Raw genomic sequence first — 22,558 nt, forward strand, 5'->3', positions numbered from 1 at the left:
CGTTAGCGGTTGCTGGACATGAATTGTTTGCAGCGCGCCGAAAGCGGGTTTTCGAACACCTGCTGTGGCGATCCTTGCTCTTCGACCAGGCCCTGGTGGAGGAACACCACTTCACTGGACACCTGACGGGCGAACCCCATTTCGTGGGTCACGAGCAGCATGGTGCGGCCTTCTTCGGCCAATGCGCGGATGACATTAAGTACTTCCTGGACCATTTCCGGGTCAAGGGCGGAGGTGGGCTCGTCGAACAGGATCACCTTGGGTTGCATCGCCAGCGTGCGGGCAATTGCCGCGCGCTGTTGCTGGCCGCCGGACAGTTGCGCCGGATAGGCGTGGCGCTTGTCGGCGATGCCGACCTTGGCCAGCAGGGCTTCGGCGACTTCGATGGCTTCGGCCTTGCTCTGGCCGAGCACGCGGCGCGGGGCTTCGATGATGTTGTCGAGCACGCTCATGTGCGGCCACAGATTAAAGTTTTGAAACACAAAACCAATCTCGGAGCGCAGGCGATTGATCTGCTTGCCATCGGCGGCAACCAGTTCGCCATTCTTGGCGGCCTTGAGCTTGAGTTCTTCGCCGGCAACCAGGATCTGGCCCTGGTGCGGGTTTTCCAACAGGTTGATGCAACGCAGGAACGTGGACTTGCCGGAACCGGAGGAACCGAGGATCGAGATCACATCGCCGTCGCGGGCGGTCAGCGAGATGCCTTTGAGCACCTCAAGCTGTCCGTAGCGTTTGTGCAGGTTGCGGATTTCAAGCGCGGGCGTGGCCTCAGCCATGTGCGTTCCTCATATATGTTGCGCTCCAGCTGTTGGTGGCATTCCTGGCGAGGCGGCCAAGCTAGCATAGCGTTTCAATGGCAGCCAACAGCGCTACGAGCGGTAAACGGATGGCGTGTGGCAGGTTGTCGCATCAGCGCAGCAGACTGTCGCCCCGTCAACAACCGAACGGGCGTTTGAACGTTGATTCCCGTGGGTGTCGCGTAAAAAAAGGCGCGATGTTGCCACCTTTGGCGGGGTGTTGGAAGCGCTATCCGGCCGAACGTTCCTCATTCGCCCTTTTATTGTGCATCCCGCACTTTTTCAGTGTGTTTCTGGTGCGCTCGTTCGTTTGAAAAGTGAGTCGCAGGGTAACGCTTTGGCGAAAGGCCAGTATTCTCAAGGACTTGCGATGACTGTCCGGTCGCGCTGAAAACCGCGGGCCAGAAGACTTTGAAACATTTTGGCGCAATTATTGCGTGCAGAATCTGGAACGCCCCGTTGGATTCTTTTTACGAGAAGGAACGCCAGACGGGCCGGACGCAATCGCTTTCCTCGCAAAGGTAGTTTCAATGAGCAGTACCCCAAGCTCCAATGGCCTCGAACAGGGGCTCAAACCGCGTCATGTGACCATGCTGTCGATCGCCGGTGTGATCGGTGCAGGTCTGTTCGTCGGCTCCGGCCACGCCATCGCCGCCGCCGGCCCTGCGGTCCTGCTGGCCTACGCCGCTGCCGGCATGCTGGTTGTGCTGGTCATGCGCATGCTCGGCGAAATGGCTGTTGCCTCGCCGGACACCGGCTCCTTCTCGACTTATGCCGACCGCGCCATCGGCCATTGGGCCGGTTTCACAATCGGCTGGCTCTACTGGTGGTTCTGGGTATTGGTAATCCCGCTGGAGGCCAACGCCGCTGCGACCATCCTGCACGCCTGGTTCCCGGGTGTGGAGATCTGGGCCTTCGCGCTGATCATCACCATGCTGCTGACCGTGACCAACCTGTTCAGCGTGAAAAACTACGGTGAGTTCGAATTCTGGTTCGCCCTGCTCAAAGTCGTGGCGATCATCGGTTTCATCATTCTGGGTGTGGCGGCGATTTTTGGCTTCTTGCCGAACAGCCAGGTGAGCGGCGTTTCGCACATCTTCGACACTCAAGGCTTCCTGCCAAACGGCCTGGGCGCGGTATTGGGCGCGATCCTGACCACCATGTTCTCCTTCATGGGTACCGAAATCGTGACCATCGCGGCCGCGGAATCGAAGAACCCTGGCAAGCAGATTTCCAAGGCCACCAACTCGGTGATCTGGCGGATCGGTTTGTTCTACCTCGTATCGATCTTCATCGTCGTAGCCCTGGTGCCATGGAATGATCCAGCGCTGGCCAGCCTTGGTTCCTACCAGACTGTGCTTGAGCGCATGGGCATCCCTAACGCCAAGATGATCGTCGACATCGTGGTTCTGGTTGCTGTGACCAGCTGCCTGAACTCGGCGCTTTACACCTCTTCGCGCATGCTGTTCTCCCTCGGCAAGCGCGGTGATGCGCCTGCCATGGCGACCCGCACCAACAAGAGCGGCACCCCTTACTGGGCGGTGATGCTGTCCACTGGCGCGGCGTTCCTGTGCACCTTCGCCAACTACGTGGCTCCGGCTGCGGTGTTCGAGTTCCTGCTGGCCAGCTCCGGCGCCATCGCGCTGCTGGTGTACCTGGTGATCGCGATTTCGCAACTGCGCATGCGTAAACAACGCATGGCTCGCGGCGAAAAAATCGTCTTCAGCATGTGGCTGTTCCCGGGCCTGACCTACGCGGTGATCGTGTTCATCGTGGCCGCCCTGACCATCATGCTGTTCCAGGAAGCCCATCGCGTGGAAATCCTCGCGACGGGCCTGCTGAGCCTGGTGGTTGTCGCCACCGGCATGCTCGTCGCGCGTCGTCGCAAGGCAGAAAACCGTGGTGCGGTGGTGTTGAACTGATCCATATCGCGTAATGCAAAACGGCCGCTGTCAGCGATGACAAGCGGCCGTTTTTGTTTGCGGGCGAGGTTTATTCGCTCTTTTCTTCCTGCGTTTCGAGCGACTGGCCGTAGGTGTCCAGTGCCTTTCCGAAATCGGTGATGAACTGCGGCTCGCTCAACCAGGCCTGAGCCGTCTCGCGATCCATGCCATCGGCCCACATGCGGTAGTCGATCAGCATGTCGGCGGCCAGGTGGGTGGCGGCCATGCCTTCGTCGTCGGCGTTTTCCATGTCCAGCAGTTCAGGATGGTCGACGATGATGAACGCCAATTCCCGCAGCAGGGTCAGCAGCATGTCGTCGCGGCTGACGGCTTCGGCGTCGCGCATTTTGCTGAACATCGCCAGGGTGTATTCCGGGATCGGCTCGGCCAGGTGACCGTGGTCATCGTCCAGGGCCAGAGGTTTGCGGCCGACCATGCGGATCTGCTTGGCTTTGGCCTTGGCGCGTTTGGCGCGTTTCTGCTGTTTGTTCAGGGATGCCATGGGAACTCAGTCTTTCTGTTGGGTTTGTGCGGCGATCGCGTCGGACGCGGCCACATAGTCTTTCTGGAAGTCAGGCGATTCGATCCAGGCCAGGGCGCCGGCTTCATCGGTCTCGGTGGACCACTGGCGGTACTCGATCAGGGCGGCGAGGATGAAATCCATCGCGCCTTCTTCGCCTTCCTGCTCGTACACCAGCTCCAGCAGCGGGTCCTCGAGGAACGCGGTGCACATGGCCTGCTGGCTGATCTTTTCGGCGTCGATCATTTTCTTGAACAGTTCGGTCAGGTCCACCGACTCGAAATCGATGCGGTCGTCGTTCGGGTCCAGCTCGACCGGTGCCTCGGCGCGTTTGGTGCGGTTCTGCTTGGCCTTGGTCTTGGCCCGGGCGGCGCGTTTTTGCTGTTTGTTGGCGGAAGCCATGGTGTGTGTTCCGTGATGCGTTGGAGGGGACTCAACTGCGCGGCACTTGCCGCCCCGGTGTATCGGGGGCCAGTGCGCCGGTTTGCAGCCAGGTCAGCGCGATGGGCCATAGTGTGGCTTGGTATGCGCTGCGAAAAAAGGCGAAATGTCCGACTTCCTGTTCGCCGATGTCCTGTGGCTCGATTCGCAGGTGGGTCTTTTGCGCGTTGTGGAAGTAATCGAGCAGGCGTTCGGTTGCCGGGATGGTTCCGTAAGGATCGTCGCTGATGCTGATCGCCAGGGTGTCTGCGCGGACGTTGCTGAAGGGCAGACGACCGTTTTTTGCCAGCATCGCGCGACCGCTCGGTCGCCGTTCATACCGCGCGGCAGGCGTGCTCCAGTCGCTTACCACGCCGGCGGGCGTGTCCTCCAGCCAGCCGAGACGCTTGCCGGGGAAGTAACCGCAGAACAGCGTCAGCAGCGGCATCAGCAGATGCCACTTGCCGAACATCCGCCAGCGATGTTCCGGGGCGTAATCGCGCCAGTAGGCGAACTGTGCGCCAACGGTTACCAGTCGTCGGATCGCTGGCCCGGAAGCGCCGAGCCCCGCCGCACAACCGCCGAAGCTATGCCCGACCACATCGATTGGCTGGCCGGGAAACTCCCGCTGAGCACGATTGAGCATCGCCTCGAAATCCAGCACGCCCCAGTCTGTCCATGAAGCCTGCAGGTGCTTCATCGACGTTGGTCGCGACTCGCCAATGCCTCGGTAGTCGAAGATGATCACATCGAAATTGTGGGCGAACAGGTAAGCGGCAAAACGCGAATAGTGACGGCAACGCACCGAGGTGGCGGCGTTAATGATGACCACCGGGCGCTGATGAGGGTCAGTTGAAGCGTGGCGCCAAGTGAAGCCGCCAAGAACATAACCATCGGCGGCAGGCTCACGGAAGGGTTGGTCCTGAACGTCGCTTGTGAGGGCGACGCTGTCCTGAGCATTTTCCAGTGCGTGCGTCTCTTGAAAACCCATGGCTCTCGACCTTCGCGAAGTAGCTGCCAACGATAGTCTCGGCAGGCCTGGTGAACAATCCGTCAGTGTTTATTCACTCGACTGATTGCGCAGGCGCTCTTCGAGTTGAAGCTGTTCACGATTCAATTCTGCTCGCAATTCATCTTCGCTCGGCAGCACCAGTTTGTAGCTGCTGGCGAACAGTTGTTCATTGCCCTTGAGCATCGAGTAGTGCGCAACCGACTCGTTCTGTTGCGCACAGAGAATGATCCCGACTGTCGGCCCGTCACCCTCGCTGCGTTTGAGGTCGTCGTACATGCGGATGTACATGTCCATCTGCCCGACGTCCCGGGCACTGAGTTTGCCGCGCTTGAGGTCAATGATGACGAAACATTTGAGCAGATAGTTGTAGAACACCAGGTCGATGTAAAAATCATCGTCGCCGGCGCTGATGCGTTGCTGACGGCCGACAAAGGCGAAGCCCTTGCCCAGTTCGAGGAGAAAACCCTGGAGCTGATCGATCAAGGCCTGTTCCAGTTCGGACTCCTGAAACTTGCCCGGTGAGGGCAGGCCGAGAAACTCCAGAAGGACGGGGTCGCGGATGAATTCCCGGGGATTGGTTTTCATCGCGGCGATGTTGGTCGCAGCCTCTGCATAGACGTCGGTCCTGTCTCGGCTCATCAACAGTCGTTCGTAGTAGAGCGTGTTGATCTGCCGATCCAGAGCGCGGCTTGACCAGTTTTGCGAGGCCGATTCGTTCATGTACCACTGCCGGGCTGATTCGCTTTCGACCTGCAATATCCTGCGGTAATGGGTCCAGCTCAATTCGAGACGCAGTGCGTCTCGAATTGGAAAGAGCTGATAAAACTGCCGCATTTTTCGCAGGTTGGTTACGTCAAAGCCTTTTCCAAAGTCTGTAGTCAGCCCTTTCGCCAATGTGGCCAGCAAAAACTTTCCATACCCGGCGCGCCGGGCCCCCTGTTGTTCAAACTCGACAATATGCCGCCCGATCTGCCAGCAGGTCTGGACCTGAATCGTGTCGACCGTTCGCAATACTTTCTTTCGCGCTTCACGGATCAAGTCACCGAGGTTGCCCAGCAACGAATCGAGTTTCGGATCTTGCGCTTCAGCAGGTTCAAGTTGGCTCATCAGGTCTTCCGGCTCAGGAGAAACAGAAGCGAGAGCATGCCAAAGACCCACGGCGTGGCGATGCCGGCCATGTCTGGTTCAAATGAAGGAAGGGTGAGCGGGTTTTGCGGGATCTGACCGAGTACGGCAATGATTGGGGAATACAACGCGTAGTCCTTTTCGCACCCAAGACAACTCCCAATCAATCTAAAACCAGCCCCGCATCGCAAAATCTAAACAGGAGTAACGATTGGGTTCTGCGAGAACCCGGGAGTACTCATCATGAAACGCGTCACTTCACTCATGTTGCCCGTCGCCGCTGTGGCGATTCTGATGTTCCCGCTCATGGCGCAGGCCACGAGTGCCGAGCCTGTCGAAAGCGCCGGCGTGCAAGTCCAGCAGCAACAGCAGAACGGGATCAATTATCTGTCCGGCGGGATCGGTCTGGACGAGTCGCGGGCGATTCAACAGTCCGCCGGTTACAACTTGCACATGACCTTCGCTGTAGGGACGCAAAACCTCTACACCTCGGACGTCGACCTGGTTGTGCAGAAAGCGACAGGACAGCCTGTTCTGAACCTGAACCAGATCGGGCCTCTGGTTTATGCACAGTTGCCTCCGGGCAAATACACCGTGGTCGCCACGCGCAATGGCGAGGTGCGCCGGGACGTTGCCAATGTCGGCAGCGGCGCAGCCAGCAATCTGGTGTTCCATTGGGACTGGCATCAATAGCGTCGGTAAGGACGGGATTTGCCCTGAATCCCGTCCTTCACGATCACTTGCGCACTTTCCGGTAGATCCGTAATCCGAACAGCGCAACGCTCACCAGCATTAGGGGGATGAGGCTTTGCCACACGATTTCGAACCAGTATCTGCGCGGTTGCAGATCCCGGAGGAAAGTTGTGCGCGGGCCGCGGTTCGTCGTCGTAATCGAGCCACTGATCAGGCTGTCGATGATCACGTAGATCGACGCGCCGATGGCGAAAGTCATCAACACCCCGACCAGAAGCGTCAGCCAGAACGAAGTCCGGCTCTGCCGATAAGGTGGCGGATGGGGCAGGGGGACGCGGGTTCGTTTCTGGTTCATCGACGTGATGACCCTCCTCCGTAAGGGGCGGCCAAAGTATCGTGGATCCGCAATGACTGAAACCCGTCTGCGTTGAAAACTCATCGCTCAATGATTGATACTGTTTCTCATTAACGCCCGTGAAAGGATCACATTGGCTCAGTCAAACGAACCCGGACTCGCCCCTCGATGCCGCCAGCTCCCCGCCTGCTGCTGAGTTTTCAGGAACACTACGACGACTTGCTGAATTACCTGACCCGACGCATGAGCGACCGGCAGCGAGCGGCCGACGTGGCGCAGGAAACCTATCTGAAGCTGCTGAACATCGACGAGTCGGTGGCGGTGCTCAACGACCGTGGTTTCATCTTCCGGGTGGCGGGTAATCTGGCAATCGATACCTTGCGTCGCGAGCAGCGCTTGAGCGGCAGTCTCGGCGACGATCTGGAATATTCCCAGGTCGTCGATCCTGCCCCCGCGCCGGAGGCGGCGTTTCTGGCCAAGGAGCGCCTGGGGATTCTCGACGACGCCCTGCAGCAGTTGTCGCCCAATGCGCGGCAGGCGTTGCTGCTCAATCGCCTCGAAGGCTTGACCCAGGCGCAAATCGCCGTTGAACTGGGCGTCTCCGAAAGCATGGTGGCCAAGTACATCGGCCAGGCCTTGCGTCACTGTCGCGACTGGTTGAAAACCAACCATGCGTGACCTTTCCCTTTCCAGCCACGATGCCGCCATGACCGACCCTTCGCAAAGCCTTGAAGACACCGCACTCGACTGGGTGGTGCTGCTCAACTCGGGCAAGGCCACTGCGGCCGATCGGCTCGCCTATCAGCAGTGGTGCAGCGAAAGTCCGGTTCATCAGACGATGGCCGATGAGGCGCAGATGCTGTGGTCGATGATCGGCCAGACTTCGACCGCCAGGCAGCACCCGAAAACGCACCCGGCTGCACGCCGGCGCAGGCACTGGTGGCCGGCGCTGGCCGCCTCGGTGGTGCTGGCGCTTGCCGGAGTGACAGGCTGGCAGCAATGGCCGGCGCTCAGCTCCGACTATCACACCAGCGTCGGCCAGCAGCAGCGCGTGACGCTGCCCGATGGCAGCCAGGTCATTCTCAACAGCGCCAGCGCGTTTTCGCTGGCCTATTCCAATGATGAGCGCACCGTGATCCTGCGCGAAGGCGAAGCGCTGTTCGAGCCTGCGTCGGATCCCCGGCCGTTTGTTGTGCGCATAGGCGATGAGCATGTGCAGGCCAGTGGCGGAGCCTTCAGTGTGCGCCGCGATGGTGACGCCGTGACACTGGTGGTCAGCACCGGTCAGGTTCAGCTCAGCGGCCAGCACCAGCCGATGCTGGTGCAAGCCAATCAGCGACTGGAGCATCAACCCGGCCATCCACTGCTCGCCGGGCAAAAAGTCGACGCCGCAAGCCTGACGGCCTGGCAGCGCGGCAAGCTGATCTTCAACGGGCGCCCGCTGGGTGAGGTGATTGGCGAGCTGGAGCGTTATCAGCACGGCAGGATCCTGATCTCCGACCGGGAACTGGCGGCGCTGCCGGTCAGCGGTGTGTTCGAGCTCAACGACCCGCAAGGCTCGCTGCGCACACTGGAACAGCGATACCCGCTGAAGGTCACCTACCTGCCGTGGCTGGCGGTGCTGCACTGATCTGAAACTTTTTTCATAAAGCGACTGCAAGTTCCTTCCTGCCGAATCGTCGTAGTGGGACTGAGAAGAAACTCATTCTCATTGACGCACTCATTTTGGCTGGGAAGGAAGACGTGAAAGGTATGTTCAAGCAGTCGGCACAGACGCGCAGCAACCACGGCAGAAACATCGTGCACCGGACCCTGTTGGCTCAGGCGATCATCGCCGGCCTGTTCGGTTCTAACCTGGTGCAGGCGCAGACCAGGGATGCTGCCGCACAGGAAACCGGCGCACAACAGCGCCAGGTGACGCTCTCGTTGCCTTCCCAGTCCCTCGATCAATCCCTGACCGCGTTTGCCGATCAGGCCGGATTGCGTCTGCTCTACACCACCGCCGACGTCGAAGGCGTGCAGGCCGATGCACTGAACGGTTCGATGAGCGTCGCCCAGGCGTTGCAGACGCTGCTGGCCGGTAGCGGCATGAGCTGGGAGTTCAGCGATGCCCGGACGGTGATCCTGCGCCGTGCAAAGGCGCCGACGGACGCCATGACGCTCAAGCCGATCGAGGTCAGCGTGGCTTCGCGCACCAGCACCGCCATCAGTGAGATTCCCGGCACGGTCTGGGTCGTCGATCAGACCCAGTTGCGCGAACAACTGCAGACCGGTGTCAGCCTCAAGGAGGCCATCGGCAAACTGGTGCCGGGCCTCGACCTGGCGCCGGAAGGGCGTACCAACTACGGCCAGAACATGCGCGGGCGCAATGTGCTGGTGATGATCGACGGCGTCAGTCAGAACAGCTCGCGCGGGTTGTCGCGTCAGTTCGACAGCATCTCGCCGTTCAACGTCGAGCGGGTTGAGGTGTTGTCTGGCGCCAGTGCGATCTATGGCGGCGGCGCCACCGGCGGCATCATCAACATCGTCACCAAGAAGGCCACTCCGGGCCCGGCGCAATTCGAAACCCAGATCGGTGCCAGCAGCGGCTTCAACAACAGCGACGATCTCTCCACGCGCATCGCGCAATCGGTCAGCGGCGGCAACGATAATATCAGCGGTCGCCTCGGGATTGCCGGCGAGCAGAACAAGGCGTTCTACGACGGTGCCGGCAAGCAGATCTTCATCGACAACACCCAGACCGACCTGCAATACAACCGCACCATCGACGTCATGGGCAGCCTGGCGATGCGCTTCAACGACGAGCAGACCCTCGATCTGCTGGCGCAGTATTACGAGTCGGGCAACAACGGCGACACCGGTATCTACTTCCCCAACCTGAAATACCAGAAGCCGTCGAATCTGGAAGACGCCGAACTGCGCAGCGGTTACTCCACCGATCTCGATCCGCGCACCAAGCGCATGCTGTTCAATGCCAACTACCACCACAGCGATGTGCTGGGGCAAGACTTCTACTTGCAAGCGTCGTATCGCAAGGAAGACAACAACTTCTACCCGTTCCCTTACTACAACACCGGCAAACCGGTGGGTTCCAAGGGCGTGTACTTCGCCGCTTCGCAGCAGAACTTCGAGGTCAGCAGTCTCAAGGCGCTGTTCGCCAAGGAGTGGCAATCCTTCAAGTTCACCTATGGCGTGGACCTGGACCGCGAGCGCTTCAATGCCGAGCAGAGCACCTTCGATCAGCGCGTCTCGTCGGAAAGCGGCGGGCTGGATCTGGATACGTTGAGCAAGGCACCGCGCTATCCGAGCTACCGCGTCGACGGTCTCTCCGGTTACGGCCAGCTCGATTGGTACGCCACGGACAACCTGACCGTCTCCGGCGGCATGCGCCGTCAGCAGATGGACGTGGACGTCGGCAACTTCAAAGGTATCGCCGGCGGCAGCAACGATTACGCGGTCAACCTGTACAACCTCGGCACCATTTACGATTTCAAGAACGGCCATCAGCTGTGGGTCAACTACGGCGAAGGTTTCGATCTGCCGGACCCCGCCAAGTTTTACGGCAAGCCGGGCCTGAGCGTCGCTGACAACCCGTTGGCCGGCATCAAGAGCCGTCAGGTGGAAACCGGCTGGCGTTACTCCGACAGCGACTGGGACGCTCAGGCGGCGCTGTACTACATCTGGTCGGACAAAGTCATCACCACCGACAGCGCCACCCTGACCATCGACGTGATCGACCAGAAGAGCCGCGACTACGGCTTCGAAGGTGCACTGACCCGACACTTCCAGAGCGGCTGGGAAGCGGGCAGCACCTTGCATCTGGTGCGTTCGGAAGAGGAGGGCGCCAACGGCGGCTGGATCAAGCGCGACGCCCGCTACGCTTCGCTGTCGAAATCCACCGCGTTCATCGGCTGGAAAGGCGACCGCACCAGTGCCCGCCTGCAAGGCAATCACGCCTTCACCCTCAAGGACGATGCCGACCACAAGATCAGCGGCTACACCACCTTCGACCTGCTCGGCAGCCGCGACACCGAATTCGGCACCTTCAGCGGCGGCATCCAGAACCTGCTGGACAAGCAATACAGCACGGTCTGGGGTCAGCGGGCGACGCTGTTCTACTCGCCGACCTACGGCCCGGCGTACCTGTATGACTATCAGGGCCGTGGGCGGACGTATACGTTGAGCTGGTCGATGGCTTACTGATCGGCTGAAAACACAAAACCCGCGATCTCTGGAAAGGGATCGCGGGTTTTTTTTGGGCTGCGAGATGGGCCGGATTCAGCCGCCATCAAATCGCAGGCATAAAAAAACCCTGAATCTTGCGATTCAGGGTTTTCGGTATTTGGTGCCCAGAGACGGAATCGAACCGCCGACACGGGGATTTTCAATCCCCTGCTCTACCGACTGAGCTATCTGGGCAACGGGGCGCATTAAAAGGGTTTTTCGGATTTACGTCAACGACTTTTTTAAAATTTCTTAAATTAATTCCGTCGCTTACGATCAGACCCCCGATTTCCGCTGATTATTCCGCTGGCGGAACGTAGCCTTCGGCCTGGGCGTATTCCTCGCCGGAGAAGTACTTGTCCATTTCGCCCTGCAGATATTTGCGGTCTTCGGCGTTCATCATGTTCAGGCGTTTTTCGTTGATCAGCAGGGTCTGGTGTTTCTGCCAGTCCGCCCAGGCCTTGGCCGAGACGTGTTCGAAGATGTCCTGGCCCTTGGCGCCCGGGTACGGCGGGCGCTCCAGACCTTCGAGTTGTTCTTTGTACTTGCGGCACATTACGGTGCGGGTCATGTCGACTCTCCTGCATTCAAGACGGCGGCCGCGCGTTCGAGCAAGGTCTTGACCGGGGCGGCGAGGCCCAGGCGCGGCGGGGTGGCGAGGTTATACCAGAGCCAGTCGGCCTCGGCCACGTGACCGCAGGCTTCCTGTACCTGGACCAGCCAGGGTTCGATGGACAACTGGAAATGGCTGAAGGTGTGGACAAGACTCGGCAGCGCCTGCTGCTCGCCCAGTTCCAGCGAGTGCTGCGCGGCGAGGTGTGGCAGGTCGTCGAGGTCGTCGAGTTCCGGCAGGCTCCACAAACCGCCCCACAATCCGCTGGACGGGCGGCGATAAAGCAGAATCGCGCCATCCTCGTTGGCCAGCAGCGGCATCAGCGTGCGTTTCTGCGGAATGGCTTTGCGCGGCTTGGGAATCGGGTAACGGGTCTCCAGGCCAAGCATGTGCGCTTCGCAGCCCTTTTCCAGCGGACACAGCAGGCAGCTCGGTTTGCTGCGGGTGCACAACGTGGCGCCCAGATCCATCATCGCCTGGGTGTAGGCGTTGACCCGATCCTGCGGCGTGAAGCGCTCTGCGTTGGCCCACAGTTGCTTAGCGACCTTCGGCTCGCCCGGATAGCCTTCTTGTGCGGTAAACCGCGCCAGCACCCGTTTGACGTTGCCGTCGAGGATCGGCGCCCGCAGGCCCATGCTGATGCTGGCGATGGCGCCAGCGGTGGACAGGCCGATGCCCGGCAAGTCCGTGAGCTTCTCTACGTCGCGCGGAAACTCGCCGCCGTACTGGCTGACGACGATTTTCGCGGTTTTCTGCAGGTTGCGCGCACGGGTGTAGTAACCCAGGCCCGTCCACAGGTGCAGCACTTCGTCCTCCGGCGCTTCGGCCAGGGCTTCGACCGTCGGCAACGCAGCCATGAAACGGTCGAAGTAATTGAGCACGGTGCTGACCTGGGTCTGCTGCAACATGATCTCGGACACCCACACCCGATACGGGTTGATGTTCTGTTGCCAGGGCAAATCATGGCGGCCGTGGCGGTCGAACCATTCCAGCACCGCCGTGGAAAACTGCTCCGCTCTCATCGCTTGAACAGCCCCTTCAATGCGTTTTTCAGTTCCGGGCTGACTTTGTCGCCCAGTTTCTCGTCGATTTTTTCGCTGAGCTTGTCACCGGCCATTTTGGTCGCGACCTGGCCCAGACGCTCGTTGTCCACGCGGCAGGCCTTGGCGCCCAGTTCCAGCGGGCCACGGCAACGCAGCGGCCATTCGATGCCGACGAATTTCTCGCCGACCTGGCAGGCCGGGTCCGGCATGGCGCTGGTGTCGCCTTCGACGATGATGCCGACGCGATAGTCCATGCCCAGCACTTTCAGGTCGATGTCGCCGTCACCGTTGACGGTCATGCCCGGGATCCGCACCTTCAGGTCCGGGTTGCTGGCTACGCCGTTGCGGAAGCTCAGGTTGCCCTTGAGTTCCTGGAACGGCGTGTCCTTGCCCCGCGGCTCGCCGCTCAGGGATTTGCGGTTGAGGGTGGCGATGCCTTTGCACAGTTGCTGTTCAAGGTTGGCGTTGAGCAACACGCCGTTGTTGATCACGAAACTGGCGTTGCCGTTGAGGGTATCGATCAGCGCCTGTTGGCTGTTGCCGCTACCGGTGACGGTGCTGGTGAGGTTCACCAGGCCTTTGACCGGCGGATTCTTGCCCTGGCTTTCGAGGATTTTTTCCACCGGCACGCGGTTGATCCGGGTTTGCAGGTTCAACAGCGGTGCATTCGGGCGCACGTCCAGCGTGCCCTTGGCTTCGAATTCGCCGTTGTACAACTCGCCGCGCAGGTTCTCCAGGGTCAGCAGGCCGCCCTGGCCGGTGGCCTTCAGTGCAGCGTTCTGGATCGGCAATTTATCGAGGGTCAACTGGCCGAAGGTCAGATCGGCGTTCACGTCCAGTTTGCTCAAGCGCTCCACCGGGAACAGGCGTTCGGTGCTCCAGGCGCTCTTGCTCGGTTTGTCCGGCAGCGGGGTGCTGCCGGCGCCGGCCATGGCATCGGCTTCGGTGCTGGCGACTTCGGTCTGACGTGCCTGGGTGGCGCTGGCGGCTTTTTCCGATTTTGGCGGCAGGTAGCGGTCGACATTGAAGGTGTCGGCCTTGAGGATCGCCCGCAGCGATTGCTTGGCGAAGTCTTCGACGGCGATGCGGCCGCTGAAGCTGCTGTCGTCGAGTTTCAGGTTGATGTTGTCCAGCGCCAGGCTGGTCGGTGTGGCAGCGACACGGCTGACCAGTTCGACCTTGCTCAGGCTGCCTTCGGCCATGGCCGGGAGGGTCTGGCCGATGCTGTCGACGAACTTCGCCAGATCGAACTGGGCGATGGAGATCGCGCCGGTGATTTGCGGGGTCTTGTCCAGATCGTTGGCCTTCAGTTCACCCAGTGCGCGCAACTGGTTGGCGGAGATCTTGATCCCGGTCCATTCGGCGACGTTTGCAGCCTTGTCGAGCAACATCTGCCCTTGGGCGGAGAACGTCATGGCTTTGCCTTGCAGCGGGTCGCCGGTCAGTTCGCCGGACAGCTTCAGGTCTTCGAACTTGTAGCGTTGCAGGGCGCGCTCGATGCGCAGCTCGCCATTGAGCTCGGTGCGCACCCGCAGCACGGGCTGATTGGTGCTGAGGAACGCCGTGGCTTTCAGCGGGATGTTGGTCGAATCGTGCACCGCACCGGTGCTCAGCTGGATGCTTTCGGCGCTGAACTGCTTGCCGGTCTGCTCGTCGTTATATTCAACCCGGGCGTTGTTGACGGTCAGGCTGTCGATATCGAGGCGGATCGGTTGTGGCGGCTTTTCCGGCTGGGCAGGTGTTTCGGCGACCGGTTCGCCCGCGGCCGCTGGTGGGGTGCTGCCCGGCGCAGGGGCGGCAGTCGGCAGCTTGCCGATGTCTTCCCAGTTGCCGTGACCGTTCTTGTCACGGTTCAGGCGCAGGTTCAAGCCTTCGACGCGCACATCGCTCATCTGCACTTCGCGGCGCAGCAGCGGCAGCACGCGTACCGACAGGCCGAGCATCTGCAGGTCGGCATACGGCTCGTCAGGCTTGATCAGGGTGGCGACGCTGGCCTCGTGCAGTTCCAGGCCGAGCCACGGGAACAGGCTCCAGCCGATATCGCCATTGAGCGTCAGCTCGATGTGGGCCTTGTCGCGGGCTATCTGGCGGATCTCGTCTTTGTAGTCGTTGGGATCGAAGAAGTGGGTCAGGGCGAAGCCCGCCGCCACAATGATCAGCAACAGCCCGAGAAGTACCAGACCCAGGATTTTGCCGAACGCTTTCATGGGCGAGTCCTTGTAGTTAGTCGAATTCGTAATTTAGCCGGGGAGTATAGCGCTGCCTGACCCCGCGCTGGTGCGGTGTCCTGAGGAACCTCTTGAACCGCGACGTGCAGCGCTTCGACAACGGTCGGCGGGAGGGTTCCCCAGTGATATGAGATCAGATGACTCGAAAAAGGTGATATCAGTTTGGTTTTTCTGTCACGTGCAGATGGTAACCTTCGCCCGTTCGTCCGTCCCTCTGCGACTTTTGGTCGCGCTTCAAGGAGCTCCACCCACCAACACGGTCATGCCTGCGTGCATAAAGGCCGGGGGTGAGCAGTGGCTGACGAACACATACTAATAATTGGGGGATACACAATGAGCACGAGCATCACGGCGGACGGCCTCAGCGCCGCCCAGCCTGCGTTCCTGTCCAAGGAACGCATCATCGCCAAGCCCGGTTTCAACCGCTGGCTGGTCCCACCGGCCGCTCTGGCCATTCACCTGTGCATCGGCATGGCCTACGGTTTCTCGGTGTTCTGGCTGCCGCTGTCCAAGGCACTGGGCATCACTGCGCCAGTGGCTTGCGCGCCGGACATGGGCTTCATCGCACAGGTTTTCTCGTCGCAATGCGACTGGCCGATCTCCATGCTCGGCTGGATCTACACCCTGTTCTTCATCTTCCTCGGCTGCTCGGCAGCGATCTGGGGCGGCTGGCTCGAACACGCCGGGCCACGCAAGGCCGGCGTTGTATCGGCACTGTGCTGGTGCGGTGGTCTGCTGATTTCCGCGCTGGGTATTTATACCCACCAGATCTGGCTGATGTGGATCGGCTCCGGCGTGATCGGCGGTATCGGTCTGGGCCTGGGCTATATCTCGCCGGTCTCGACCCTGATCAAGTGGTTCCCGGACAAGCGCGGCATGGCCACCGGCATGGCGATCATGGGCTTCGGTGGTGGCGCGATGGTCGGCGCTCCATTGGCAACTGCTCTGATGAGTCATTTCGCTTCGCCAACCGGCGTCGGCGTATGGCAGAGCTTCGTGGCCATGGCCGCGATCTACTTCGTGTTCATGATCGGTGGTGCACTGGCTTACCGCGTGCCGCCAACCGGCTGGAAGCCTGAGGGCTGGACCGCGCCGGCGAAAAAAGCCTCGAATGCGATGATCACCCACCGTCACGTTCACGTGAATGTGGCGTGGAAAACCCCGCAATTCCGTCTGGTGTGGCTGGTGCTGTGCCTGAACGTGTCGGCCGGTATCGGCATCCTCGGCATGGCTTCGCCACTGTTGCAGGAAGTGTTCGGCGGCAAGCTGCTGGGCAATGATCTGCCGTTCGGTCAGCTGGACGCCGGGCAACTGGCCTCGATCGCTGCGATTGCGGCAGGTTTCACTGGTCTGTTGAGCCTGTTCAACATCGGCGGTCGTTTCTTCTGGGCGTCGTTCTCGGACTACCTGGGCCGCAAGAACACTTACTTCGTGTTCTTCGCGCTGGGCTTCGCACTGTACGCGTTGATCCCGAACCTCGGTCACCTGGGCAACGTTGCGCTGTTCGTGGCGGCGTTCTGCATCATCCTGTCGATGTACGGCGGTGGTTTCGCAACCGTTCCGGCGTATCTGGCCGACCTGTTCGGTACGCAAATGGTCGGCGCGATCCACGGTCGTCTGCTGACCGCCTGGGCTGCCGCTGGCGTGCTGGGTCCGGTGCTGGTGAACTACTTGCGTGAGTATCAGTTGAGCATCGGCGTTGAACGCGCCGCCGCTTACGACATCACGCTGTACATCCTCGCCGGCCTGCTGGTGCTGGGTTTCCTGTGCAACCTGCTGGTGCGCCCGGTGGCGGACAAGTACTTCATGACCGACGCCGAACTGGCCGCCGAGCAGGCGCTGGGCCACGACAAGGGTGCTGACAGCAGCACTGTGCTTGAGTGGAAAGCTGCGCCGGGCAGCAAGCCGTTGGCGGTTGCTGCGTGGCTGGCGGTCGGGATTCCGTTGGCGTGGGGTGTGTGGGTGACCCTGCAGAAGACGGCGGTTCTGTTTCACTAAGTAGCTGAAATTGCCGACCTGATATCTCAGGTCGGCACAAAACCTGTGGGAGCGAGCTTGCTCGCGATTGCGGTCTGACAGTCGACAGTGATGTTGAATGTGCGGCCCTCATCGCGAGCAAGCCCGCTCCCACAGTTGTTTCGGGCTGTCCAAAATGGCTTGTATGGACATGTCTATCCCCGACAGCACGGGCTTCTATCCGTCTGCCATATCACGTCTCGTGTTTCTGTTTCGGCCCCGCGTGCCTATAATGGCTGCCTTTTTCGCCCAATGATTTTGCGGAGCTGGTGATGGCCGAACGTAAGGCGTCTGTCGAGCGCGACACTCTGGAAACCCAGATCAAAGCCTCGATCAACCTTGATGGCACCGGAAAGGCCCGATTCGATATCGGTGTTCCTTTTCTTGAGCACATGCTGGATCAGATCGCCCGTCACGGGTTGATCGACCTGGATATCCAATGCAAGGGCGATCTGCATATCGACGACCACCATACCGTGGAAGACGTCGGTATCACCCTCGGCCAGGCCTTCGCACAAGCCATTGGCGACAAGAAAGGCATCCGTCGCTACGGCCACGCCTACGTGCCGCTCGATGAAGCGCTGTCGCGTGTGGTCATCGACTTCTCCGGCCGTCCGGGCCTGCAGATGCACGTGCCGTACACCCGTGCCACTGTTGGCGGTTTCGATGTCGACCTGTTCCAGGAGTTCTTCCAGGGCTTCGTCAACCACGCGCTGGTCAGCCTGCACATCGACAACCTGCGCGGCACCAACACTCACCACCAGATCGAAACCGTGTTCAAGGCTTTCGGCCGCGCGCTGCGCATGGCCGTCGAACTGGACGACCGCATGGCCGGCCAGATGCCTTCGACCAAGGGCGTGCTGTAATGCAGACGGTTGCAGTCATCGATTATGGCATGGGCAACCTGCACTCGGTGGCCAAGGCCCTCGAGCACGTTGGCGCCGGCAAGGTGCTGATCACCAGTGATGCGGACGTGATCCGCGAAGCCGACCGCGTGGTTTTCCCCGGTGTCGGCGCGATTCGCGATTGCATGGCGGAGATCCGTCGCCTCGGTTTCGATTCGCTGGTACGTGAAGTCAGCCAGGATCGTCCGTTCCTCGGCATCTGCGTCGGCATGCAAGCCTTGCTCGACAGCAGCGAGGAGAACGACGGTGTCGATTGCATCGGCCTGTTCCCGGGCGCGGTGAAGTTCTTCGGCAAAGACCTGCATGAAGACGGCGAGCACCTGAAAGTCCCGCACATGGGCTGGAACGAAGTGAAGCAGTCGGTGGATCACCCGCTGTGGCACAACATTCCGGACCTGGCGCGTTTCTACTTCGTGCACAGCTACTACATCGCCGCCGGTAACCCGCGCCAAGTGGTCGGCAGCGGTCATTACGGTGTCGATTTCGCCGCAGCGCTGGCCGAAGGCTCGCGTTTTGCCGTGCAGTTCCACCCGGAGAAGAGCCATACCCATGGCCTGCAATTGCTGCAGAACTTCGCGGCGTGGGACGGTCGCTGGTAAATGGCCGCCAAGAAGAAACCGCCGATCCTGACCCTCACGCCCGAGCAGGAAAGCGACGCCAATCGCAAGATCCAGCGGTTCATGGAGGATCGTTTCGAACTGGACCTGGGTTCGTTCGAGGCGGCGGAAATTCTTGAGCTGTTTACCCGCGAAATTGCTCCGCACTATTACAACAGGGCGATTTTCGATGTGCAGACCCAGCTCAAGGAGCGGTTTGAAAGCATCGAAAGCGACCTGTGGGCGCTCGAGAAAAACTGATTTCCGAGCCAAGCTGAACATTCAAATTTGAAGGTTTGCCAGATGCTGATTATTCCCGCTATCGATCTCAAAGACGGTGCCTGCGTACGTCTGCGCCAGGGCCGCATGGAAGATTCCACAGTGTTCTCCGATGACCCGGTGAGCATGGCTGCCAAGTGGGTGGAGGGCGGTTGCCGTCGTCTGCATCTGGTCGACCTGAATGGCGCTTTCGAAGGCCAGCCGGTCAACGGCGAAGTGGTGACTGCGATCGCCAAGCGCTACCCGACCCTGCCGATCCAGATCGGCGGCGGCATCCGTTCGCTGGAAACCATCGAGCACTACGTCAAGGCTGGCGTGAGCTACGTGATCATCGGCACCAAGGCTGTCAAAGAGCCGGCGTTCGTTGCCGAAGCCTGCCGCGCGTTCCCGGGCAAAATCATCGTCGGCCTCGACGCCAAAGACGGTTTTGTCGCCACCGACGGCTGGGCTGAAATCAGCCAGGTGCAGGTCATCGATCTGGCCAAACAGTTTGAAGCCGACGGCGTGTCCTCGATCGTTTATACCGACATCGCCAAAGACGGCATGATGCAGGGCTGCAACGTACCGTTCACCGCTGCGCTGGCTGCTGCCACCAGGATCCCGGTGATCGCTTCCGGCGGCATTCACAACCTGGGTGACATCAAGTCGCTGCTCGACGCCAAGGCACCGGGCATCATCGGCGCAATCACCGGCCGGGCGATCTACGAAGGCACTCTCGACGTCGCCGAAGCGCAAGCTTTCTGCGATTCGTACCAAGGCTGAGGACTGACCATGGCGCTGGCCAAACGCATCATCCCTTGCCTGGACGTGGACAACGGCCGGGTCGTCAAAGGTGTGAAGTTCGAGAACATCCGTGACGCCGGCGACCCGGTGGAAATCGCCCGTCGCTACGACGAGCAGGGTGCCGACGAGATTACCTTTCTCGACATCACTGCCAGCGTCGATGGCCGTGACACCACGCTGCATACCGTCGAACGCATGGCCAGCCAGGTGTTCATCCCGCTGACCGTCGGCGGTGGCGTACGTACCGTGCAGGACATCCGCAACCTGCTCAATGCCGGTGCGGACAAGGTGTCGATCAACACCGCTGCCGTGTTCAACCCGGAATTCGTTGGCGAAGCGGCGCAGCATTTCGGCTCGCAATGCATCGTCGTCGCCATCGACGCGAAGAAGGTTTCGGGCCCGGGCGAAACCCCGCGCTGGGAAATCTTCACCCACGGCGGCCGCAAGCCGACCGGCCTCGACGCGGTCGAGTGGGCGAAGAAAATGGAAGGCCTGGGTGCCGGCGAAATCCTCCTGACCAGCATGGATCAGGACGGCATGAAAAACGGTTTCGACCTCGGCGTGACCCGCGCGATCAGTGATGCGCTGGGCATTCCGGTGATTGCGTCCGGTGGTGTCGGCAATCTGCAGCACCTGGCTGACGGCATCCTTGAAGGTCATGCCAGTGCAGTGCTGGCGGCGAGTATTTTCCACTTCGGCGAATATACGGTTCAGGAAGCCAAGGCCTACATGGCTAAACGCGGGATCGTAATGCGTTAAACCATACAGGCCAGTGGACAGCATGGCGTACCCGAGGCACTCTTGGGCACGCCATGGATTTCGGTAGCCCGACATGATCAAACGCCTGCTTCTCGCCCTCGCCAGTGCCTCCGTGTTGTTGATCAACACTGGCCACGCCGCAGAAAATCCCGACACCGATCTGGTGCTCCTCACCGAAAACTTCCCGCCGTACAACATGGCGAAGAACGGCAAGAATTTCGCCCAGGACGAAAACATCAATGGCATCGCCACGGATATCGTGCGCGAGATGTTCAAGCGTGCCGGCATCACTTACAGCCTGACCCTGCGCTTCCCTTGGGAGCGGGTCTACAAGCTGGCGCTGGAGAACCCCGGTTACGGTGCGTTCGTCATGGCGCGCCTGCCAGATCGTGAGACGCTGTTCAAGTGGGTCGGCCCCATTGGCCCGGATGACTGGGTCATGCTGGCCAAGGCCGACAGCAAGATCACCCTCGAAACCCTGAACGATGCACGCAAATACAAGATCGGCGCCTACAAGGGCGATGCGATCGCCGAGACCCTTGCCAAGCAGGGGCTGAAGCCGGTGGTGGTATTGCGCGATCAGGACAACGCCAAAAAGCTTGTCAGCGGCCAGATCGACCTGTGGGCCACCGGTGATCCTGCCGGGCGTTATCTGGCGCGGCAGGATGGCGTGACCGGGCTGAAAACCGTACTGCGCTTCAACAGCGCCGAACTGTATCTGGCGCTGAACAAGGAAGTGCCGGATGCAACCGTTGCCAGGTTGCAGGCTGCGCTGGATCAAATGCGCAAGGATGGCGTGGTCGATGAGATCATGGGGCGGTATCTGTAACCACCGTTGACTCGGCCGGCAGTTGCGGATCGACCAGAGGTTCCACTGTCGGCTGCATTGCAGGTTCATTCATCGGTTCAGTCGGCAGCCGTTGTTCTGGCTCGGTCTTCGGCTCCTGCGCAGGTTCCGGCTCGGACGGGTAGTCAACCAGGTGCAGGCTATCCATGTCGGTGTAACTGAGATGACCTTCCACGGGTGAACCATCTTCGCGCAGCAGTCGATAGTCGCTTTGCATCAGATACACGGCGGCAAACCTTTTTTGCGCAACCAGCGCGATCACCTCTGCCTCCGAGGAGTTCGCCCACTCATAAGGGGCCGATTCCGTGTTGCAGAAACTGTCGCCCAGTCTGGCCGAGCAGGCGATGACCGGTTGAGTCGTATTCATTGCCGACGGCCACTGGTTACCGATATCGATACCGGTGTTGCGGGTGAAGGCGCGCATCATCTCGAATGACTGGGCTCGGCCGGCCCTCCACCTGAACGCCTGGTGCACATCTGTGCTGTTCTTGCCCTGGCCGACGAGCAAGTAGCGGTCGGTTCGTTCCATGCGATAGAACGGCGAATGACGCAGCTGTACAAGACTGGTCATCACCGGATCGCTGACTGCGAACCATGGCAGCCGGGCGACCTGTGTGACTTTGGAGGGGGGGAGAGCGGCGGAGGCATCATGTCCGGTGAGTACCGGGGCGGCCGGTGGTGTGTCGACCTGAAGCGGAATCGGCATCCGCAAGGCGAAGGCCGTCATGGGGGCTTCAGGTTTGCTGTAGCCCCTGATGCCGATGAAGGTGCCAGGGGCAAAGAATATCTCTCCGGCGGGTGCGGTCGGGGGCTTGATACTCCAGGTACTGAAGTCGCGGTCGGCTCCGCTGCCCTTGTCGCTCCAGATCAATGCGTTGGCGCTTGAGGCGACCACCAGATCGGCCCGTACGCAGCGAACGGCATTGAAGGAAGGCTTGTTGCCGTCGTTGGAACACACCATTCCAAGTGCCACATAACCTTCGGGAGGAATCGGCCGCCAGACGGAGCAGTTACCGTTGGCACGGGAACCTGAATCGTTCCATATCCTTTGGTAATCATCAGGCCTGCTCAGTGCCGGCCCCTTGCCGGTTTCGGTGTTTTGCGGATCGCCCTCACGAACAACCGCTATCACCTGCCTGTCGTTGATATTGTCCCGTCCGGAGACAACGAGATCGCCCAGCGGAAAATACCCGGGCAGCAGGTCGGGAGCCGGTGTCGGGCGCCAGAAGCTGCCGGGTTTTGACTTCGAACCGGTGTTGTCCCAGATCCGGTGAAACTCGGTGGTGAAATTGATCAGCAGGTTTTCAACCACAATGGGTTCCATCTGCCGAACAGATGAGTTGAGAGAGGTTTGGGTGTTCATGAATGATCCCGAATAAAGCGGCCTGAAGTCGCCGCGA

The 22,558-nt window shown here is 60.4% G+C and carries 21 protein-coding genes, 1 tRNA gene and 1 pseudogene; 12 read left to right on the forward strand and 11 right to left on the reverse strand.

The genetic code is table 11. From position 1 onward, the window contains the following. Nucleotides 1-2 precede the first annotated feature (2 nt). Nucleotides 3-776 carry an ABC transporter ATP-binding protein gene (locus M5B98_RS23740; RefSeq protein WP_007897462.1) on the reverse strand — a complete coding sequence of 258 codons (774 nt, stop codon included), beginning with the start codon at nt 774-776 and terminating at the stop codon, nt 3-5. 551 nt (nt 777-1,327) lie between these two features. Between M5B98_RS23740 and gabP the strand changes: the two genes are divergently transcribed. Next, nucleotides 1,328-2,719, forward strand: a complete 1,392-nt coding sequence (gene gabP / locus M5B98_RS23745) for a GABA permease (RefSeq protein ID WP_114881080.1) — start codon at nt 1,328-1,330, stop codon at nt 2,717-2,719. 70 nt (nt 2,720-2,789) lie between these two features. Here the strand turns inward: gabP and M5B98_RS23750 are convergent, their stop codons facing one another. From M5B98_RS23750 to M5B98_RS23765, 4 genes are all read right to left on the reverse strand, one after another. Continuing rightward, a complete protein-coding gene (locus M5B98_RS23750) occupies nt 2,790-3,242 on the reverse strand; it encodes a hypothetical protein (protein WP_114881081.1) in 453 nt (150 codons plus the stop codon). 6 nt (nt 3,243-3,248) lie between these two features. Continuing rightward, on the reverse strand, nt 3,249-3,662 hold the full coding sequence (locus tag M5B98_RS23755) for a hypothetical protein (RefSeq protein WP_085712753.1): 414 nt from the start codon (nt 3,660-3,662) through the stop codon (nt 3,249-3,251). A gap of 31 nt (nt 3,663-3,693) precedes the next feature. Beyond that, a complete protein-coding gene (locus tag M5B98_RS23760) occupies nt 3,694-4,671 on the reverse strand; it encodes an alpha/beta fold hydrolase (RefSeq protein WP_248744169.1) in 978 nt (325 codons plus the stop codon). A gap of 69 nt (nt 4,672-4,740) precedes the next feature. Continuing rightward, nucleotides 4,741-5,799: a PDDEXK nuclease domain-containing protein gene (locus M5B98_RS23765; protein WP_248744170.1), complete on the reverse strand. Its 1,059-nt coding sequence runs from the start codon at nt 5,797-5,799 to the stop codon at nt 4,741-4,743. Between the two features lie 261 nt (nt 5,800-6,060). On the opposite strand from M5B98_RS23765, the gene M5B98_RS23770 reads away from it, so the two are divergent. Then, nucleotides 6,061-6,510 carry a carboxypeptidase regulatory-like domain-containing protein gene (locus M5B98_RS23770; protein ID WP_248744171.1) on the forward strand — a complete coding sequence of 150 codons (450 nt, stop codon included), beginning with the start codon at nt 6,061-6,063 and terminating at the stop codon, nt 6,508-6,510. A gap of 43 nt (nt 6,511-6,553) precedes the next feature. Here the strand turns inward: M5B98_RS23770 and M5B98_RS23775 are convergent, their stop codons facing one another. Next, nucleotides 6,554-6,865 carry a hypothetical protein gene (locus M5B98_RS23775; protein WP_248744172.1) on the reverse strand — a complete coding sequence of 104 codons (312 nt, stop codon included), beginning with the start codon at nt 6,863-6,865 and terminating at the stop codon, nt 6,554-6,556. 168 nt (nt 6,866-7,033) lie between these two features. On the opposite strand from M5B98_RS23775, the pseudogene M5B98_RS23780 reads away from it, so the two are divergent. From M5B98_RS23780 to M5B98_RS23790, 3 genes and pseudogenes are all read left to right on the forward strand, one after another. Next, a pseudogene (locus M5B98_RS23780) lies at nt 7,034-7,528 on the forward strand (RNA polymerase sigma factor); the annotation flags it as partial. 7 nt (nt 7,529-7,535) lie between these two features. Continuing rightward, nucleotides 7,536-8,495: a FecR family protein gene (locus M5B98_RS23785; protein ID WP_248744173.1), complete on the forward strand. Its 960-nt coding sequence runs from the start codon at nt 7,536-7,538 to the stop codon at nt 8,493-8,495. A 122-nt stretch (nt 8,496-8,617) separates the two neighbouring features. Further along, nucleotides 8,618-11,068, forward strand: a complete 2,451-nt coding sequence (locus M5B98_RS23790; RefSeq protein ID WP_248744198.1) for a TonB-dependent siderophore receptor — start codon at nt 8,618-8,620, stop codon at nt 11,066-11,068. 140 nt (nt 11,069-11,208) lie between these two features. On the opposite strand, the gene M5B98_RS23795 is transcribed toward M5B98_RS23790, so the two are convergent. From M5B98_RS23795 to M5B98_RS23810, 4 genes are all read right to left on the reverse strand, one after another. Then, a tRNA-Phe gene (locus tag M5B98_RS23795) sits at nt 11,209-11,284 on the reverse strand. 103 nt (nt 11,285-11,387) lie between these two features. After that, nucleotides 11,388-11,660 (reverse strand): oxidative damage protection protein, encoded by a 273-nt coding sequence (locus M5B98_RS23800; RefSeq protein WP_085712761.1) that lies wholly within the window; start codon nt 11,658-11,660, stop codon nt 11,388-11,390. Then, nucleotides 11,657-12,724 carry an A/G-specific adenine glycosylase gene (gene mutY / locus M5B98_RS23805; RefSeq protein WP_248744174.1) on the reverse strand — a complete coding sequence of 356 codons (1,068 nt, stop codon included), beginning with the start codon at nt 12,722-12,724 and terminating at the stop codon, nt 11,657-11,659. The genes M5B98_RS23800 and mutY overlap by 4 nt, the downstream gene beginning before the upstream one ends. Continuing rightward, nucleotides 12,721-14,952 (reverse strand): AsmA family protein, encoded by a 2,232-nt coding sequence (locus M5B98_RS23810; protein ID WP_248744175.1) that lies wholly within the window; start codon nt 14,950-14,952, stop codon nt 12,721-12,723. Before M5B98_RS23810 ends, mutY begins: the two co-directional genes overlap by 4 nt. A gap of 354 nt (nt 14,953-15,306) precedes the next feature. Here M5B98_RS23810 and M5B98_RS23815 point away from each other — a divergent pair, with 354 nt between their 5' ends. From M5B98_RS23815 to M5B98_RS23845, 7 genes are all read left to right on the forward strand, one after another. Next, a complete protein-coding gene (locus M5B98_RS23815) occupies nt 15,307-16,971 on the forward strand; it encodes an OFA family MFS transporter (protein WP_248744176.1) in 1,665 nt (554 codons plus the stop codon). Between the two features lie 290 nt (nt 16,972-17,261). Continuing rightward, a complete protein-coding gene (hisB, locus tag M5B98_RS23820; protein WP_085712764.1) occupies nt 17,262-17,855 on the forward strand; it encodes an imidazoleglycerol-phosphate dehydratase HisB in 594 nt (197 codons plus the stop codon). Next, complete coding sequence (gene hisH / locus M5B98_RS23825; protein WP_114881092.1) at nt 17,855-18,493, forward strand: imidazole glycerol phosphate synthase subunit HisH; 639 nt, start codon at nt 17,855-17,857, stop codon at nt 18,491-18,493. Before hisB ends, hisH begins: the two co-directional genes overlap by 1 nt. Beyond that, the gene (locus M5B98_RS23830; protein ID WP_248744177.1) at nt 18,494-18,751 is read left to right on the forward strand and encodes a DUF2164 domain-containing protein; all 258 of its coding nucleotides are present in this window, start codon (nt 18,494-18,496) and stop codon (nt 18,749-18,751) included. A 42-nt stretch (nt 18,752-18,793) separates the two neighbouring features. Next, nucleotides 18,794-19,531 carry a 1-(5-phosphoribosyl)-5-[(5-phosphoribosylamino)methylideneamino]imidazole-4-carboxamide isomerase gene (hisA, locus tag M5B98_RS23835; RefSeq protein WP_114881093.1) on the forward strand — a complete coding sequence of 246 codons (738 nt, stop codon included), beginning with the start codon at nt 18,794-18,796 and terminating at the stop codon, nt 19,529-19,531. 9 nt (nt 19,532-19,540) lie between these two features. After that, nucleotides 19,541-20,311 carry an imidazole glycerol phosphate synthase subunit HisF gene (hisF, locus tag M5B98_RS23840; RefSeq protein ID WP_007909211.1) on the forward strand — a complete coding sequence of 257 codons (771 nt, stop codon included), beginning with the start codon at nt 19,541-19,543 and terminating at the stop codon, nt 20,309-20,311. Nucleotides 20,312-20,384: 73 nt separating this feature from the next. Beyond that, nucleotides 20,385-21,140: a substrate-binding periplasmic protein gene (locus tag M5B98_RS23845; protein WP_085712768.1), complete on the forward strand. Its 756-nt coding sequence runs from the start codon at nt 20,385-20,387 to the stop codon at nt 21,138-21,140. Here the strand turns inward: M5B98_RS23845 and M5B98_RS23850 are convergent. Then, nucleotides 21,121-22,521 (reverse strand): Vps62-related protein, encoded by a 1,401-nt coding sequence (locus M5B98_RS23850; protein WP_248744178.1) that lies wholly within the window; start codon nt 22,519-22,521, stop codon nt 21,121-21,123. The two genes, M5B98_RS23845 and M5B98_RS23850, sit on opposite strands and share 20 nt — an antisense overlap. Nucleotides 22,522-22,558: the final 37 nt, after the last annotated feature.

Origin of the sequence: Pseudomonas sp. MWU12-3088 (assembly GCF_023242405.1) — a bacterium.
GTDB classification, from domain to species: Bacteria; Pseudomonadota; Gammaproteobacteria; order Pseudomonadales; family Pseudomonadaceae; genus Aquipseudomonas; species Aquipseudomonas kribbensis.

What these genes read in the sequence shown, in the direction of transcription:
- M5B98_RS23740 (WP_007897462.1), bottom strand. Translation starts at nt 776, where the DNA reads ATGGCTGAGGCCACGCCCGCGCTTGAAATCCGCAACCTGCACAAACGC.
- gabP (WP_114881080.1), top strand. Translation starts at nt 1,328, where the DNA reads ATGAGCAGTACCCCAAGCTCCAATGGCCTCGAACAGGGGCTCAAACCG.
- M5B98_RS23750 (WP_114881081.1), bottom strand. Translation starts at nt 3,242, where the DNA reads ATGGCATCCCTGAACAAACAGCAGAAACGCGCCAAACGCGCCAAGGCC.
- M5B98_RS23755 (WP_085712753.1), bottom strand. Translation starts at nt 3,662, where the DNA reads ATGGCTTCCGCCAACAAACAGCAAAAACGCGCCGCCCGGGCCAAGACC.
- M5B98_RS23760 (WP_248744169.1), bottom strand. Translation starts at nt 4,671, where the DNA reads ATGGGTTTTCAAGAGACGCACGCACTGGAAAATGCTCAGGACAGCGTC.
- M5B98_RS23765 (WP_248744170.1), bottom strand. Translation starts at nt 5,799, where the DNA reads ATGAGCCAACTTGAACCTGCTGAAGCGCAAGATCCGAAACTCGATTCG.
- M5B98_RS23770 (WP_248744171.1), top strand. Translation starts at nt 6,061, where the DNA reads ATGAAACGCGTCACTTCACTCATGTTGCCCGTCGCCGCTGTGGCGATT.
- M5B98_RS23775 (WP_248744172.1), bottom strand. Translation starts at nt 6,865, where the DNA reads ATGAACCAGAAACGAACCCGCGTCCCCCTGCCCCATCCGCCACCTTAT.
- M5B98_RS23785 (WP_248744173.1), top strand. Translation starts at nt 7,536, where the DNA reads ATGCGTGACCTTTCCCTTTCCAGCCACGATGCCGCCATGACCGACCCT.
- M5B98_RS23790 (WP_248744198.1), top strand. Translation starts at nt 8,618, where the DNA reads ATGTTCAAGCAGTCGGCACAGACGCGCAGCAACCACGGCAGAAACATC.
- M5B98_RS23800 (WP_085712761.1), bottom strand. Translation starts at nt 11,660, where the DNA reads ATGACCCGCACCGTAATGTGCCGCAAGTACAAAGAACAACTCGAAGGT.
- mutY (WP_248744174.1), bottom strand. Translation starts at nt 12,724, where the DNA reads ATGAGAGCGGAGCAGTTTTCCACGGCGGTGCTGGAATGGTTCGACCGC.
- M5B98_RS23810 (WP_248744175.1), bottom strand. Translation starts at nt 14,952, where the DNA reads ATGAAAGCGTTCGGCAAAATCCTGGGTCTGGTACTTCTCGGGCTGTTG.
- M5B98_RS23815 (WP_248744176.1), top strand. Translation starts at nt 15,307, where the DNA reads ATGAGCACGAGCATCACGGCGGACGGCCTCAGCGCCGCCCAGCCTGCG.
- hisB (WP_085712764.1), top strand. Translation starts at nt 17,262, where the DNA reads ATGGCCGAACGTAAGGCGTCTGTCGAGCGCGACACTCTGGAAACCCAG.
- hisH (WP_114881092.1), top strand. Translation starts at nt 17,855, where the DNA reads ATGCAGACGGTTGCAGTCATCGATTATGGCATGGGCAACCTGCACTCG.
- M5B98_RS23830 (WP_248744177.1), top strand. Translation starts at nt 18,494, where the DNA reads ATGGCCGCCAAGAAGAAACCGCCGATCCTGACCCTCACGCCCGAGCAG.
- hisA (WP_114881093.1), top strand. Translation starts at nt 18,794, where the DNA reads ATGCTGATTATTCCCGCTATCGATCTCAAAGACGGTGCCTGCGTACGT.
- hisF (WP_007909211.1), top strand. Translation starts at nt 19,541, where the DNA reads ATGGCGCTGGCCAAACGCATCATCCCTTGCCTGGACGTGGACAACGGC.
- M5B98_RS23845 (WP_085712768.1), top strand. Translation starts at nt 20,385, where the DNA reads ATGATCAAACGCCTGCTTCTCGCCCTCGCCAGTGCCTCCGTGTTGTTG.
- M5B98_RS23850 (WP_248744178.1), bottom strand. Translation starts at nt 22,521, where the DNA reads ATGAACACCCAAACCTCTCTCAACTCATCTGTTCGGCAGATGGAACCC.